Raw genomic sequence first — 14,496 nt, 5'->3', positions numbered from 1 at the left:
CGGCAAATGCAGCTTTGCCACTACACAACCATCGGCTTTTCAACGGCGACGGGACGTGTTACGAGCCAGCGCCAATCCTGAAAGGGAAGAAGACGAGTCGGCGCTGTCCATTAGGGCGAGCGCCTTTCCTGCATTCCGAGGGCTGGCCATGGCAAAAATCATCGAGACGTCCACCGGCGCATTGGCGCTGACCTTTGACGACGTGCTGCTGCAGCCGGGTCATTCCGAGGTCATGCCCGGCGAGACCGACATCCGCACCCGCATCGCCGGCGACATCGACCTCAACGTGCCGATCCTGTCGGCCGCCATGGACACGGTCACCGAGGCGCGACTCGCCATCGCCATGGCCCAGGCCGGCGGCATAGGCGTCATCCACCGCAATTTCTCGCCGGCCGAACAGGCCGAGCAGGTGCGGCAGGTGAAGAAATTCGAATCCGGCATGGTGGTCAACCCTGTCACCATCGGTCCCGAGGCGACGCTTGCCGATGCGCTGGGTCTGATGCGCACCTACAGCATCTCGGGCATCCCGGTGGTCGAGAACGGCGGCGCCGGCGGCCACACGGTCGGCCGGCTGGTCGGCATCCTGACCAACCGCGACGTCCGCTTCGCTTCCGATCCTGCGCAAAAGGTCTACGAGTTGATGACCCGCGAGAACCTGATCACGGTCAAGGAGAACGTCGATCAGGACGAAGCCAAGCGGCTGCTCCACCAGCACCGCATCGAGAAGCTGGTCGTGGTCGACCGGGACGGCAATTGCGTCGGGCTGATCACCGTCAAGGACATCGAGAAGTCGCAGCTCAACCCGCACGCCACCAAGGACGCGCAGGGGCGCTTGCGCGCCGCCGCCGCCACCAGCGTCGGCGATGACGGTTTCGAGCGGGCCGAGCGCCTCATCGACGCCGGCGTCGACCTTCTGGTGATCGACACCGCGCACGGTCATTCGCAGCGCGTCCTGGATGCGGTGACGCGGGCCAAGAAGCTTTCCAACTCGGTTCGCATCCTGGCCGGCAACGTCGCCACATCAGAAGGCACGCTGGCGCTGATCGATGCCGGCGCCGACGCGGTCAAGGTCGGCATCGGGCCGGGCTCCATCTGCACCACCCGCATCGTCGCCGGCGTCGGCGTGCCGCAGCTCTCGGCGATCATGTCGGCGGTCGAGACGGCGCAGAAATCGGGCGTCTCGGTCATTGCCGACGGCGGCATCAAATATTCGGGCGATCTCGCCAAGGCGCTTGCCGCCGGCGCAAGTGCTGCGATGATCGGTTCGCTGCTGGCCGGCACCGACGAGAGCCCGGGCGAGGTCTATCTGCACCAGGGCCGCTCCTTCAAAGCCTATCGCGGCATGGGCTCGGTCGGTGCCATGGCACGCGGCTCCGCCGATCGTTACTTCCAGGCCGAGGTGCGCGACACGCTGAAACTGGTCCCGGAAGGCATTGAAGGGCAGGTGCCGTACAAAGGACCTGTGTCTGGTGTGCTGCACCAGCTTGCAGGCGGCCTGAAAGCCGCTATGGGTTATGTCGGTGGCCGCGACCTTGCCGATTTCCGCGAGCGCGCCACTTTTGTGCGGATATCCAATGCCGGACTTCGTGAAAGCCACGCCCATGACGTCACGATTACCCGCGAAAGCCCGAATTATCCTGGCGGGGCCTGATCGCCATGCGCCTTGGCGCAATCTGGCGGCAATGATCCTGCGGCTGTCGCGCCACGCCGCCGCACTCTGTTTCGCCACCGTGGCGGTTTTCATCATCATGACGGCGATGGAATTCCTCTATTTTCGCCAATTGAGCGGCGGTCTGCCGTCGCTCGACATGCGCTATGCCGGTTTCACCCCGGATGAGGGCATGGCCTGGCTGACGGCGCTCGGCCGGCGTGGCAGCGAGATCATTCTCGTCTGGCATTACCTGACCTTCGACCTGCTGTTTCCGGCGCTGCTGTCGCTGACGATGGTCAGCCTGATCCTGGCCTCGGGCCGGCGGCTGAAGAATTTCCGTGCGCTGCCTGCGCAAACCCAGTCGATATTCGCAGCTGTGCTGGTGCTGCCCTACCCACTTGCCGACTATGCCCAGAACATCGCCGTGGCTCGTCTTTTGTCCGATTTCCTGTCGGCCAATCCGGATTCGCTGTCCTTTGCCTCAGCGCTGATCGTCACCAAATTCGCGCTTCTGGCGGTGCCGGTGACCATCATTGCGGCTTTTACCCTGATGGCTCAGAAACGGCCTTGAAGGCTGGGTGACAAAGACAGGGGGCGTCTTGAACCAGACCGCGATCTTCTGGCCGATGCTGGCGCAGGTGCTGCTGGTCTATGTCGTCTATGTCGTAATGGGCCGGCGCCGCTATGGTGCGGTCAGATCGGGCGAAGCCAAGACCGGCCAGTTCAAGACGCGCTCGACGGAGCCTGGTTCCAGCGTCACCGTCGCCAACAATCTGAGCAACCAGTTCGAACTGCCGGTGCTTTTCTACGTGTTATGCTTGACGCTGCACGTGACCAATGGCGTCAATTATTTGACCTTGGCACTGATGTGGATCTTTGTCGTCTCCCGCTATCTTCACGCATCGGTCCACTTGACCAGCAATCGGCTAATCCTGCGCAGCAGGGCATTCTACCTAGGCGCGGTAGTTCTCGCACTTGGCTGGATATGGCTGGCGCTGCATCTGCTCGGCTTGGTCTGAGCAGATCAAGGCTGCACGTCGAACAGCGCGATCTTGCGCTTGTCGAACTTGATGGCGAGTTCGCCGCGCACCAGCTTGAGCGCGGCCTCGCCGAAAACGGCGCGCCGCCAGCCTTGCAATGCCGGCACGTCGGCTTCCTCGCCCTCGGCAGCGATGCGGTCGATGTCGTCACTGGAGGCGAGTACCTTCGATGCGACGCCTTCCTTTTCGGCAACGATCCGCAGCAGCACCTTCAACAACTCCGCAGCGGCGCTCGACCCCTCCGGCGGCTGGAAGCTTTTCGGCAGCTTCGGCATCTCTTCCCTGGGCAGGGCAAGGGCAGCGTTGACTGCGCCAAGCAATGCCGTCGCGGTCGAAGAGCGTTCCCAGCCCTTCGGCGTGGTGCGCAGCTTGCTCAGCGCCGCCGCGTCGCGCGGCGCCTGCTGCGCCACTTCGTAGATCGCATCGTCCTTGAGCACCCGGCCGCGCGGCACGTCGCGCTCGCGCGCTTCGCGTTCGCGCCAGGCGGCCACCGCCTGCACGATCGCCAGTTCCTGCGGCTTGCGCAGCCGCATCTTGAGCCGCTTCCAGGCATCCTCGGGATGCGGATCGTAGGTCTCGCGCGAGGTCAGCACGTCCATCTCCTCGTTCAGCCAGTGGGCGCGGTTTTCCCGCACCAGTTCGGCGCTGAGGTGGTTGTAGACCTCGATCAGGTGGGTGACGTCGGCAAGTGCGTAATCGAGCTGCTTTTCGGACAGCGGCCGGTGGCGCCAGTCGGTGAAACGCGAGGACTTGTCGAGCCGCGCTCCGGTGATGCGCTGCACCAGCTGGTCGTAGGAAACGCTGTCGCCGAAGCCGCAGACCATCGCCGCCACCTGGGTGTCGAACACCGGATGCGGCACCAGATCCCCGAGATGCACGATGATTTCGATGTCCTGGCGCGCCGCATGGAAGACTTTGACGATCGCCTCGTTGGCCATCAGCCTGAAGAACGGCTTCAGATCGATTTCGGGCGACAGCGGATCGATCAGTGCCGTCACCCCGGGCGCTGCCATCTGGATCAGGCACAGGATCGGCCAGAAGGTCGTTTCGCGAATGAATTCGGTATCGACGGTGACGAATTCCGCCTTTTCGAAAGCGGCAATAACGGTCTCGAGTTCTTTCTGGGTGGTGATGACGTGCATCAAATCGCTTTTGGCAAAGGGCAGGGTCTCTTTCAATTTCAGCCGCGCGCGCTTTCGTCAAGCGTAAGCACCTTTATCGGGGCTTTGCGGGCTCATCGGGATCAGCGTTCCTCTTCGCCAACCGAGCAAAAACCGTCGACGTGCGCAACAGGGCGGTAAAACGGCTGCGATGGCTCGCCGGCACGGCAGACCGCGCCCGCATCCGGTAAAGGATGACGGCCACGAAGACCGCATAGACGATGGCGCTGAACACGAACAGCGCGCTCGGCCCGAAATATTGCATCGCCGTCGAGGCGGCGAACGGGCCGCCAATGGCGCCGAAGGAATAAAACAGCATCAAGGCTGCGTTGATCAGCACGAACTCGCCCTTGTCGGCGCGGTCGTTGGAATGCGCCGCCGACAGCGAATAGAGCGGCATGGCGAAGCAGCCGAAGATGAAGACGAGCACGAAGTTGAGGAACGGGCTGCCGCCTGCCACGAACGCCAGCGCCAGCGCCGCCACCATCGCACAACACGTCGTCATCAGCAGAACCGAGCGCCGGTCCCAGCGGTCGGAGAGATAGCCAAGCGGGTATTGGATGATGGCGCCGCCGAAAATCCCGACGCTGACGAAGGTGACGACGTCGGCGACCGACATGCCGATCTGCTCTGCATAGACCGGCGACAGGGTGCGGAAGGCGCTGTTGGTGACGCCGACGGCGATGCAGCCGAAGCAGCCAAGCGGCGAGATCCGCCAGACGCGCGCCAAATCGAGCTTGACGTCTTCCGGCGGCGTCGGGTTGGAGCGGTCGCCGAGCGAAACCGGCACCAGCGAAACGGTGATCATCATCGACATGATGGCGAAGATGGCAAAGCCGCCGGCGCCGAAGATCGGGATCAGGAATTGGGCGCCCGTCACCGAGCCGATATCGACCATGCGGTAGATGGCAAGCACCCGCGCCCGGTCGGTGTTGGTGACGCCGGAATTCAGCCAGGCTTCCATGATGGTGAACAGGCCGGCAAAGCAGAACCCGCCGGCAAAGCGCACGGCGCACCACATCACGGGATCGATGACCAGCACCAGCAGCAGCGTTCCCGCCGAGGCGATCGCCGCCAATGCGGAAAAGGCGCGCACATGGCCGACGGACTTCATGATGCGGGTGACGGCAAGGCAGCCGAGCAAAAAGCCGGCGAAATAGAACGTGCCCATCAGACCGATCGAGGAGGCGGGAAAACCTTCCTGCGCACCGCGCAGCGCGATCAAGGTGCTCTGCAGGCCGTTGCCGCCGAGCAGGATGCCGGCGGCGATCAGGAGCGGGATCAGCGGGCGGATGGAGGACATGAAGGGAAAGCCTGTCGTTGATCCTTCTTGAACCATCGCCTTTGCCAATACCAGCGGCAATTCCCGGTGGCGTTGGGGCCAGCCAGGGCCACGGGTGCCTCAGCTTCTATTTTTACCGAGCTGGGAACTTGCGCTACCGCGTGGCGCTGGATGCTCCGCGTTGGGAACCCAAGGCGTACCTTTGTAGTTCAGTGCTGGTGGGCGAATGCGCGTCTTGTGAGCTGCCGGTGTGTGGAGGACGGTGTCGGGCATCGATGTCGTTTCTGCTGCCCGGCCTGAAGCTCCAGAGGGAGGTCCGCCATCATGAAGTATCATCCCGCATTTGCTGCATTTGCCGTGGCTGCAGTTCTGGCGGCCGGCCCGGCGCGGGCCGTCGACCTCGCTATTGTTTCGGGCGATACCGGTAACGGCCAGAGAATCCTTCGCGAGATACTCGATCAATACGAGAAGAAGACCGGCAACAAGGTTACCGTCGTTCCGGTGCCGCCCTCAGGGACGGACCAGTTCGGCCAATACAGGCTCTGGCTCGCCGCCGGGAGCAGCGACGTCGACGTCTATCAGACGGACGTCATCTGGGCCCCGCAGCTCGCAAAACAGCTCGTTGACCTGACCGAGGCGACCAAGGATGTCGTTGGCGCCCATTTCCCATCGATCATCCGATCGCAGACCGTCGATGGCAAACTCGTCGCCTTGCCTATATTCACCGATGCGCCGGCGCTCTATTACCGCAAGGACCTCCTCGACAAATACGGCGCCAAGGTCCCAACCAACTGGACCGAACTTGCCGACACCGCCAAGCTGGTCATGGACAAGGAGCGCGAGGCCGGCAACAAGGACATGTGGGGCTTCGTCTTCCAGGGCAACGCTTATGAGGGGCTGACCTGCGATGCACTCGAATGGGTGAAGTCGAACGGCGGCGGCCAGATCATCGAGCCGGACGGCACGATCTCCATCAACAACCCGCAAGCAGCCGCTGCCCTCGAAATGGCGAGGGGCTGGGTGGGAACGATCTCGCCTCCCGGCGTTCTGGCCTATCAGGAAGAAGAGTCGCGCGGTGTCTGGCAGACCGGTAACGCCGTCTTCATGCGCAACTGGCCCTACGCCTACGCGCTTGGCAACAGCGAAAGCTCCCCCATCAAAGGCAAGTTCGAGGTGACGACGCTGCCGCCGGGGTCGGGTGAGGGCGCCCGCCCGGCAGCAACGCTCGGCGGCTGGAATCTCGCGGTTTCCAAATATTCGAAGAACCCGGACGCAGCAATCGAGCTGGTCAAATGGATCGCCTCGCCTCAGATGCAGAAGTACCGCGCCTTGAAGGGGGCATATCTGCCGACCATCCAGGCGCTCTACGACGATGCCGACATCGCCAGCGCGCAGCCGGTCATTCCGCGCTGGAAGGAAGTCGTCCTCAACGCGGTGCCGCGTCCCTCGGCCCAGGCCAAGAGCAGGTACAACGAGGTATCGAGCGAGTTCTGGACCGCCGTCCACAACACCATGTCCGGCGAGGGCGCGGCCGCCGACAACCTTGCCGATCTCGAGTTCTCCTTGACCAGGCTCAAGGGCGCCGCCTGGTGATCTCACCGCGCCGAGGCTCACTGCTGGCGCGTCAGCGCACGCGATCGGCATGGCTGTTGCTTGCCCCGATGCTCATCGTACTCGCCGCCGTTGCCGGCTGGCCCTTGATGCGCACGATCTATTTCGGCTTCACCGATGCCTCGCTCGCCGACCTCGAAGCCCGTCGCTGGATTGGCTTCGCCAACTATTTCTCGGTCCTGCAAATGCCGAGCGGCCGGGTCATTTATGACGGGCTGTTCGTCGACCCGGTCTGGTGGCGCGCTGTCTGGAACACGGTGCGCTTCGCGGTGATTTCGGTCACCTGCGAGACAGTGCTCGGCATGATCGTCGCGCTGGTGCTCAACACCCAATTTCGCGGCCGCGGCGTCGTGCGCGCCGCGATTCTAATCCCTTGGGCGATCCCGACGATCGTCTCAGCGAAAATGTGGCAGTGGATGCTCAACGATCAGTTCGGCATCATCAACGACGTCCTTCTCAAGCTCGGCCTGATCAGCACCAAGATCGCCTGGACGGCCAGCGCCGACACGGCGATGGTCGCCATCCTCGTTGTCGACGTCTGGAAGGCGACCCCGTTCATGGCGCTTCTCATTCTCGCCGGCCTTCAGATGCTTCCGCAAGAAATCTACGAGGTCGCCAAACTCGACGGCGTCAGCCCGTGGAAAGTGTTCTGGAAGATCACTTTGCCGCTCATCCGACCGGCGTTGATGGTAGCCATGATCTTCCGCGGTCTCGATGCGCTGCGCATCTTCGACCTGATCTACGTGCTCACGCCAAACAACATACACACCAAGTCGATGTCGGTGTTTGCCCGCGAGAGCCTGTTTGAGTTCGACAAGTTCGCCTACGGTTCCGCTGCATCGACGCTGCTCTTCCTCATCCTCGCTCTGCTGACCATGCTCGTTCTCTGGCTCGGCCGGATAAGGCTGGACAAGGATTACTGATGATATGGGGACTACTGATCATGTTGGACTACTGATCATGTGGATCGTCAAGCGCACCGCTTTCTACCTCCTCGTCGCCGTCATAGTCATCGTCGCGGTGTTCCCGTTCTACTACGCTATCATCACCAGCCTGAAATCGGGGACGGCACTCTTCCAGATCGACTACTGGCCGAAGACGATTAGCTTCAGCAATTACAGGACCGTTTTCACCGAGGGGACCTTCCTGCGCAACCTCGTGAACTCGCTGTTCATCTCGAGCGTCGTTGTCGCCATTTCGCTGTTCCTCGGCGTCACCGCCGCCTATGCGCTAGCACGCATCCGCTTCCGCGGTCGCTCGGCTCTGCTCCTCATTATCCTGTCCGTCTCGATGTTCCCGCAATTGGCGGTGCTTGCCGGGCTTTTCGAGCTGATCCGGGCCTTCGGCCTCTACAATTCGCCGTTCGCGCTGATCTTCTCCTACATGATCTTCACCTTGCCGTTCACCGTCTGGGTGCTCACCGCCTTCGTTCGCGACCTGCCGATCGAGATGGAGGAAGCGGCGATCCTCGACGGTGCTACGCCCTGGATCATCATGAGCCGCGTCTTCCTGCCGCTGATGTGGCCGGCGCTGGCGACCACCGGGCTTCTCGCCTTCATCGGTGCGTGGAACGAGTTCCTGTTCGCTCTGACGTTTACCTCCAACAACGAGCAGCGAACTGTGCCGGTCGCGATCGCGCTGCTCTCCGGCAGCTCGCAGTTCGAGATCCCGTGGGGCAACATCATGGCCGCATCGGTGATCGTCACCGTGCCGCTCGTCATCCTTGTCCTGATCTTCCAGCGCAAGATCATCTCCGGCCTCACCGCAGGCGGGGTCAAGGGATGAGGTGCATTAGTTGAACTGCCGGCACAGAGCAGCAGACTCAGATTAACGCCTCTCGCATGAATTGATGCCGGCGGGACAGGGGCGGGAAGAAACGCGAACTCGTGCCGGCGCCGCTTGCCTTGACAAATGCACCCTCTCATGTGCTTTTCGCGCAAATTTTCGGGCCGGGCCATCATGCCTCGGCCACAACCCAGCACCCGGACTTTAAGAATGACAATGCATCGTTACCGCAGCCATACCTGTGCCCAATTGAGGAAGGTCGATGTCGGCTCGACCGTTCGCCTGTCGGGTTGGGTGCATCGCGTGCGCGACCATGGCGGCCTGCTGTTCATCGATTTGCGCGACCATTACGGCCTGACCCAGATCGTCGCCGATCCGGATTCGCCTGCCTTCAAGATCGCCGAGACGCTGCGTGGCGAATGGGTCGTCCGCGTCGACGGCGAGGTCAAGGCGCGCCTCGCCGACACGGTGAACCCCAATTTGCCGACCGGCGAGATCGAGATTTTCGCGCGCGAGATCGACGTGCTGTCGGCGGCCAAGGAATTGCCGCTGCCGGTGTTCGGCGAGCCAGATTATCCGGAGGATATCCGCCTCAAATACCGCTTCCTCGACCTGCGCCGCGACACGCTGCACAAGAATATCGTGGCGCGGACGAAAATCATCGCCGAGATGCGCAAGCTGATGGGCGAGGTCGGCTTCACCGAATTCTCGACGCCGATCCTGACCGCCTCGTCGCCCGAAGGGGCGCGCGACTTCCTGGTGCCGTCGCGTATCCATCCCGGCAATTTCTACGCGCTGCCGCAGGCGCCGCAGCAGTACAAGCAGCTGATCATGGTGTCTGGCTTCGACCGCTACTTCCAGATCGCGCCGTGCTTCCGCGACGAGGATCCGCGCGCCGACCGCCTGCCGGGTGAATTCTACCAGCTCGACGTGGAGATGAGCTTCGTCGAGCAGGAGGACGTGTTCAACACCATGGAGCCGGTCATGCGAGGCGTTTTCGAGACCTTTGCCGCCGGCAAGCCGGTGACGCAGAAGTTTCCGCGCATCGCCTACGACGTCGCCATGCGCAAATACGGCACCGACAAGCCGGACCTGCGCAACCCCATCGAAATGCAGGCCGTGTCCGACCATTTCCGCGATTCCGGCTTCAAAGTGTTCGCCGACATCCTTGCCAACGATGCGAAGGCCGAGGTCTGGGCCATTCCGGCGAAAACCGGCGGTTCGCGCGCCTTTTGCGACCGCATGAACTCATGGGCGCAAGGCGAGGGCCAGCCCGGCCTCGGCTATATCTTCTGGCGCAAAGAGGGCGACAAGCTCGAAGGCGCCGGGCCGCTGGCCAAGAACATCGGCGAGGAGCGCACCGAGGCTATCCGCCTGCAACTCGGCCTTGCCGATGGCGATGCCGCCTTCTTCGTCGCCGGCGACCCGAAGAAGTTCGTCTCCTTCGCGGGAGCGGCGCGCACCCGCGCCGGCGAGGAGCTCAACCTTGTCGACCGCGACCGCTTCGAACTGTGCTGGATCGTCGATTTCCCGTTCTTCGAATGGAACGAGGAGGAGAAGAAGATCGACTTCGCGCACAATCCGTTCTCGATGCCGCAGGGTGGCATCGATGCGCTTAACGGCGAGGATCTGCTCGGCATCAAGGCGTTCCAGTACGATATGGTCTGCAACGGTTTCGAGATCGCTTCGGGCGGCATTCGCAACCATCTGCCCGAAACGATGGTCAAGGCATTCGAGACTGTTGGCTTGGACCGCGCAACCGTCGAGGAGCGCTTCGGTGGCCTCTACCGTGCCTTCCAGTATGGCGCGCCGCCGCATGGCGGCATGGCGGCCGGCATCGACCGCGTCGTCATGCTTCTGGTCGGCGCCAGGAACCTCCGCGAAGTGACGATGTTCCCGATGAACCAGCAGGCCTACGACCTGTTGATGAACGCGCCGTCGGAAGCCAGCCCGCAGCAACTTCGCGAATTGTCACTGCGCGTCGTGGCGGCGAAGAAAGAGGTTTAGGAAACGCTCTGAACCGGTTCTGTGGATTCATAAAAAAGCCCGGCATCACTGCCGGGCTTTTTGCTTGAAGGCTGTATCGATCAGTCTTCGTTCGCCGTAACCGTCACGCCCAGCGTTTTCGGCAGGTCGAGTGGGTTGGACATGGCGCCCGCCATGATCAGCGCGAACGGCACCGCTGCCGGCGGCTCGGCCGAGACCTCGATGCTTTGCGGGTCGTCGAGGAATTTGTTGACCGCGGCCGAAACCTGCGCCGTCAGTTCCGGATTGTTGAGCTGCGCCATGCCGAATGGCACGATCGCCTTGGCCTGGTTGGCGATGTCCTTGCCGGACATGCCCTGCTGCTTGCCGGCATAATCCAGCACCTTTTTGGTCAGCGAATCGTCATCGAAGCGGATCGAGGCGCTGTTGAACGAAAGCTGCTGCAGCAGCCCGAGCATGGCCATGCCTTGCGCCGAATTGTCGGCGCCTTCGGGTTGCGCTGCCATCTTCTTTTGCATCTCCTGCAGTGACTTGATGACGTCCAGCGTGTAGCCGCCGAGATTGAAAGTCATGCCGAACGTGCCGGCATTGTCGACCGAAATTTCATATTTCGACAAGTCCATCCTGCCGTCGGTAGGCTGCCAGGTACCTTCCATCTCAAGATTGCCTGAGATGTTCTGGTAGCCGAGCGCGTTGATGACTTCCTTGGACTTCGGATCTTCGACCAGCGTCAGGTCGGCAGTGAATTTTTCCGTGGTGCCGGAAAACTCCATGGCCTTGCCGTCGGCCGGCGGCGTGATTGCGATGGCAAGCCCGTCCATCGAGAACGCGGTCTTGTCGGCAACCTTGACCGTCATGTTGTCGAGCTCGGCCGATTTGTACATCATCAGCGAGCCCAGCGGACCGCTTGCACCTTCGGCCGGCACCGTCATGTCGTGGATGACGAAGGGGCTGAGATTGAGCGTGACGCCATCCTCGCTGTGTTCGAACGGCGAAGTCGATACGGTCGCGATTTGATAGCCGCCATTGGCTTCGGTCACGCCTTCGAGCTTGACGTCACCGATCTTGAGCGCCTCCTTTTCGGCCGCCGGTTTGACCGCTACGCCTTGCAGAACCATGCTCGAGGTGTCGCCGGTTACTCCGGTCCAGGAGAGGTCGACGCCCTGGGCGGCGAGGGCAGCCTTCAGTCGGTCGGCGACCGCGGTATCCTGCGCGAAGGCCGCATTCAGCGGCAGCGTCAGCAAAAAGGTCGAAAAAGCCAGTCTTTTAAGTGTCGAGTTTCTGATCGTCATCGAGAGCTCCCCTGAGAGTGTCCTGAAATTCTTTTCTTCGCGTCGTCACCATTCAGCGACGAACTGGACCGGAAAAAGGCGGGCCTCGGCACAATGGTCGAAAATAGCGGCCAAAGGCAAACCCGATCCATCAGGCTTGCGATAGAAGCAGACGGATTGATGTTGGCCGGCGTCGCGACGCTTCCAATTCCTGTTGCATAGGAGGACGTATGCTGGCGCCTCTTGCCGCGAATCACCCGCTCGGCTAGTGCCAGCCGATGGGAAAAAGGCTTTTGCCGCCTGAAACTGGCGGCGGCGACAATATCGAGCCGGTCGATCTGAAGAAGGCGCTGGAAGAGCGCTATCTCGCCTACGCGCTGTCGACCATCATGCACCGGGCGCTGCCCGACGTGCGCGACGGACTGAAGCCGGTGCATCGCCGCATCATGCATTCCATGCGCCTGTTGCGGCTCAACCCCGACCAGGGCTTTGCCAAATGCGCCCGCATCGTCGGCGAGGTGATGGGCAAATTCCATCCGCACGGCGACCAATCGATTTATGACGCACTGGTGCGGTTGGCGCAGGATTTTTCGATGCGCTATCCGCTGGTCGACGGGCAAGGCAATTTCGGCAATATCGACGGCGATAATGCCGCCGCCATGCGCTACACCGAAGCGCGCATGACGGAAGTGTCGACGCTGCTGCTGGAAGGCATCACCGAGGACGCCGTCGATTTCCGCCCGACCTACAACGAGGAAGACGAGGAGCCGGCCGTGCTGCCCGGCGCCTTCCCGAACCTGCTTGCCAACGGCTCGTCCGGTATCGCCGTCGGCATGGCGACCTCGATCCCGCCGCACAATGCCGCCGAGCTTTGCGACGCCGCGCTTCACCTGATCGATCATCCGGATGCGCCCGTCACCAAGCTGATGGACTTCGTGCAGGGGCCGGATTTTCCGACCGGCGGCATCATCGTCGACAGCCGTGCCTCGATCCTCGATGCCTATGAGACCGGCCGCGGCGGCTTTCGCGTCAGAGCGAAATGGAGCCAGGAGGACCAGGGCAGAGGCACCTGGAACATTGTCGTCACCGAAATCCCCTACGGCGTCCAGAAGGCCAGGCTGATCGAGAAGATCGCCGAGCTTTTGATGGCGCGCAAGCTGCCGCTGCTCGAGGATGTCCGCGACGAGAGCGCCGAGGACATCCGCGTCGTACTGGTGCCGAAGAGCCGCTCGGTCGATCCCGGCATCATGATGGAATCGCTGTTCAAGCTGACCGAGCTCGAAAGCCGCTTTCCGCTCAACATGAACGTGCTGTCGCGCGGCAAGGTGCCGAACGTGCTGTCGCTGAAGGGCGTGCTCAAGGAGTGGCTGGAGCACCGCCGCGACGTCTTGATCCGCCGCTCCAAGCACCGCCTCGGCGAAATCGAGAGGCGGCTGGAGATCCTCGCCGGCTACCTGATCGCCTACCTCAACATCGACGAGGTGATCAGGATCATCCGCGAGGAGGACGAGCCCAAGCAAGTGATGATGGCCCGCTGGTCGCTCACCGACACCCAGGCCGAGGCCATCCTCAATATGCGGCTGAGGGCGCTGCGCAAGCTCGAGGAATTCGAGATCCGCGAGGAATTCAACGGCCTGAGCGGCGAGAAGAAGCAAATCGAGGCGCTGCTCGCATCCGATGCCAAACAGTGGGCGACGATCAAGTGGGAAGTCGCCAACGTTCGCCAGAAATACGGGCCCGAGACCGAGATCGGCAAGCGCCGGACCGAGTTCGCAGATGCACCCGAACATGACCTGACCGATATCGCCCATGCCATGATCGAGCGCGAGCCGGTCACCGTCGTCGTTTCGGAAAAGGGCTGGCTGAGGGCCATGAAAGGTCATCTGACCGACCATTCGACTCTGACCTTCAAGGAAGGCGACAGCCTCAAGCTCGCCTTCCACGCCCAGACGACCGACAAGGTGCTGGTCTTCACCACCGGCGGCAAGTTCTACACGATCGGCGCCGACCGGCTGCCGGGTGGGCGCGGCCATGGCGAGCCGATCCGCATCATCGTCGACATGGACAATGACCAGGACATCGTCACCGCCTTCGTCCATGACCCCAAGCGCAAGCTGCTGCTGGTTTCGCATGACGGCAACGGTTTCATCGTGCCGGAAGAGGAGGTCGTGGCCAACACCCGCAAGGGCAAGCAGGTGATGAACGTCAAGGCGCCCGACGAGGCCCAGCGCTGCGTGATCGTCACCGGCGACCATCTCGCCATCATCGGCGAGAACCGGAAGATGCTGGTGTTCCCGCTGGCCGAGATACCGGAGATGGGGCGCGGCAAGGGCGTGCGCCTGCAGAAATACAAAGATGGCGGCGTCCTCGACCTCAAGACCTTCACGTTCGCAAGCGGCCTATCCTGGCAGGATTCGGCAGACCGCATCTTCACCAAATCGCGTGACGAGCTTGCCGAATGGATCGGCGCCCGCGCCTCGGCCGGCCGCATGGTGCCGAAGGGGTTCCCGAGGACTGGCAAGTTCGGGTGAGGCTGCAATCTCCCCCCTTGAGGGGGAGATGTTGCCGAAGGCGACAGAGGGGGTCGGCACGTCCTGACGCGACCCCCATCGCCAACGGAGGCAGCTGGCGCTTCACGCGCGGCAACCCCCTCTGGCCTGCCGGCCATCCCCCCACGAGGGGGGAGATCAGCAGCTTCCCTGTCACCATT

Annotated in this window: 11 protein-coding genes; 8 read left to right on the top strand and 3 right to left on the bottom strand. The window is 62.4% G+C overall.

The window, feature by feature from the left end; genetic code table 11:
- The first annotated feature begins 148 nt into the window (after positions 1-148).
- From guaB to NKJ94_RS12565, 3 genes are read left to right on the top strand one after another with little or no spacing between them, the layout of a single operon-like run.
- Positions 149-1,651 (top strand): IMP dehydrogenase, encoded by a 1,503-nt coding sequence (guaB, locus tag NKJ94_RS12575; RefSeq protein WP_352525343.1) that lies wholly within the window; start codon positions 149-151, stop codon positions 1,649-1,651.
- A 31-nt stretch (positions 1,652-1,682) separates the two neighbouring features.
- Positions 1,683-2,222: a hypothetical protein gene (locus NKJ94_RS12570; RefSeq protein ID WP_352525341.1), complete on the top strand. Its 540-nt coding sequence runs from the start codon at positions 1,683-1,685 to the stop codon at positions 2,220-2,222.
- Positions 2,223-2,250: 28 nt separating this feature from the next.
- Positions 2,251-2,670, top strand: coding sequence for an MAPEG family protein (locus tag NKJ94_RS12565; protein WP_352525473.1), 420 nt, complete (start codon positions 2,251-2,253; stop codon positions 2,668-2,670).
- A 5-nt stretch (positions 2,671-2,675) separates the two neighbouring features.
- Here the strand turns inward: NKJ94_RS12565 and rnd are convergent, their stop codons facing one another.
- Entirely contained in the window at positions 2,676-3,833 is a 1,158-nt protein-coding gene (gene rnd / locus NKJ94_RS12560) for a ribonuclease D (protein ID WP_352525471.1), read from the bottom strand.
- A 73-nt stretch (positions 3,834-3,906) separates the two neighbouring features.
- Positions 3,907-5,154, bottom strand: a complete 1,248-nt coding sequence (locus NKJ94_RS12555; protein WP_352525340.1) for an MFS transporter — start codon at positions 5,152-5,154, stop codon at positions 3,907-3,909.
- A gap of 303 nt (positions 5,155-5,457) precedes the next feature.
- On the opposite strand from NKJ94_RS12555, the gene NKJ94_RS12550 reads away from it, so the two are divergent.
- From NKJ94_RS12550 to aspS, 4 genes are all read left to right on the top strand, one after another.
- Positions 5,458-6,726 carry an ABC transporter substrate-binding protein gene (locus NKJ94_RS12550; RefSeq protein ID WP_352525339.1) on the top strand — a complete coding sequence of 423 codons (1,269 nt, stop codon included), beginning with the start codon at positions 5,458-5,460 and terminating at the stop codon, positions 6,724-6,726.
- Between the two features lie 68 nt (positions 6,727-6,794).
- Positions 6,795-7,667 carry a carbohydrate ABC transporter permease gene (locus tag NKJ94_RS12545; RefSeq protein ID WP_352525470.1) on the top strand — a complete coding sequence of 291 codons (873 nt, stop codon included), beginning with the start codon at positions 6,795-6,797 and terminating at the stop codon, positions 7,665-7,667.
- A 34-nt stretch (positions 7,668-7,701) separates the two neighbouring features.
- Entirely contained in the window at positions 7,702-8,529 is an 828-nt protein-coding gene (locus tag NKJ94_RS12540) for a carbohydrate ABC transporter permease (protein ID WP_352525469.1), read from the top strand.
- A gap of 216 nt (positions 8,530-8,745) precedes the next feature.
- Positions 8,746-10,536, top strand: coding sequence for an aspartate--tRNA ligase (gene aspS / locus NKJ94_RS12535; RefSeq protein WP_352525468.1), 1,791 nt, complete (start codon positions 8,746-8,748; stop codon positions 10,534-10,536).
- 80 nt (positions 10,537-10,616) lie between these two features.
- Here aspS and NKJ94_RS12530 read toward each other — a convergent pair whose 3' ends face one another.
- Positions 10,617-11,807: an aq_1923 C-terminal domain gene (locus tag NKJ94_RS12530; RefSeq protein ID WP_352525338.1), complete on the bottom strand. Its 1,191-nt coding sequence runs from the start codon at positions 11,805-11,807 to the stop codon at positions 10,617-10,619.
- A gap of 257 nt (positions 11,808-12,064) precedes the next feature.
- Here NKJ94_RS12530 and parC point away from each other — a divergent pair, with 257 nt between their 5' ends.
- Complete coding sequence (parC, locus tag NKJ94_RS12525; protein WP_352525337.1) at positions 12,065-14,317, top strand: DNA topoisomerase IV subunit A; 2,253 nt, start codon at positions 12,065-12,067, stop codon at positions 14,315-14,317.
- Positions 14,318-14,496 lie beyond the last annotated feature (179 nt).

It is taken from the genome of Mesorhizobium sp. M0060, from assembly GCF_040323155.1.
Classification (GTDB): Bacteria; Pseudomonadota; Alphaproteobacteria; order Rhizobiales; family Rhizobiaceae; genus Mesorhizobium.
Note: the sequence above shows the minus strand (reverse complement) of the source record. Positions and strands in the feature narration are given on the sequence as shown.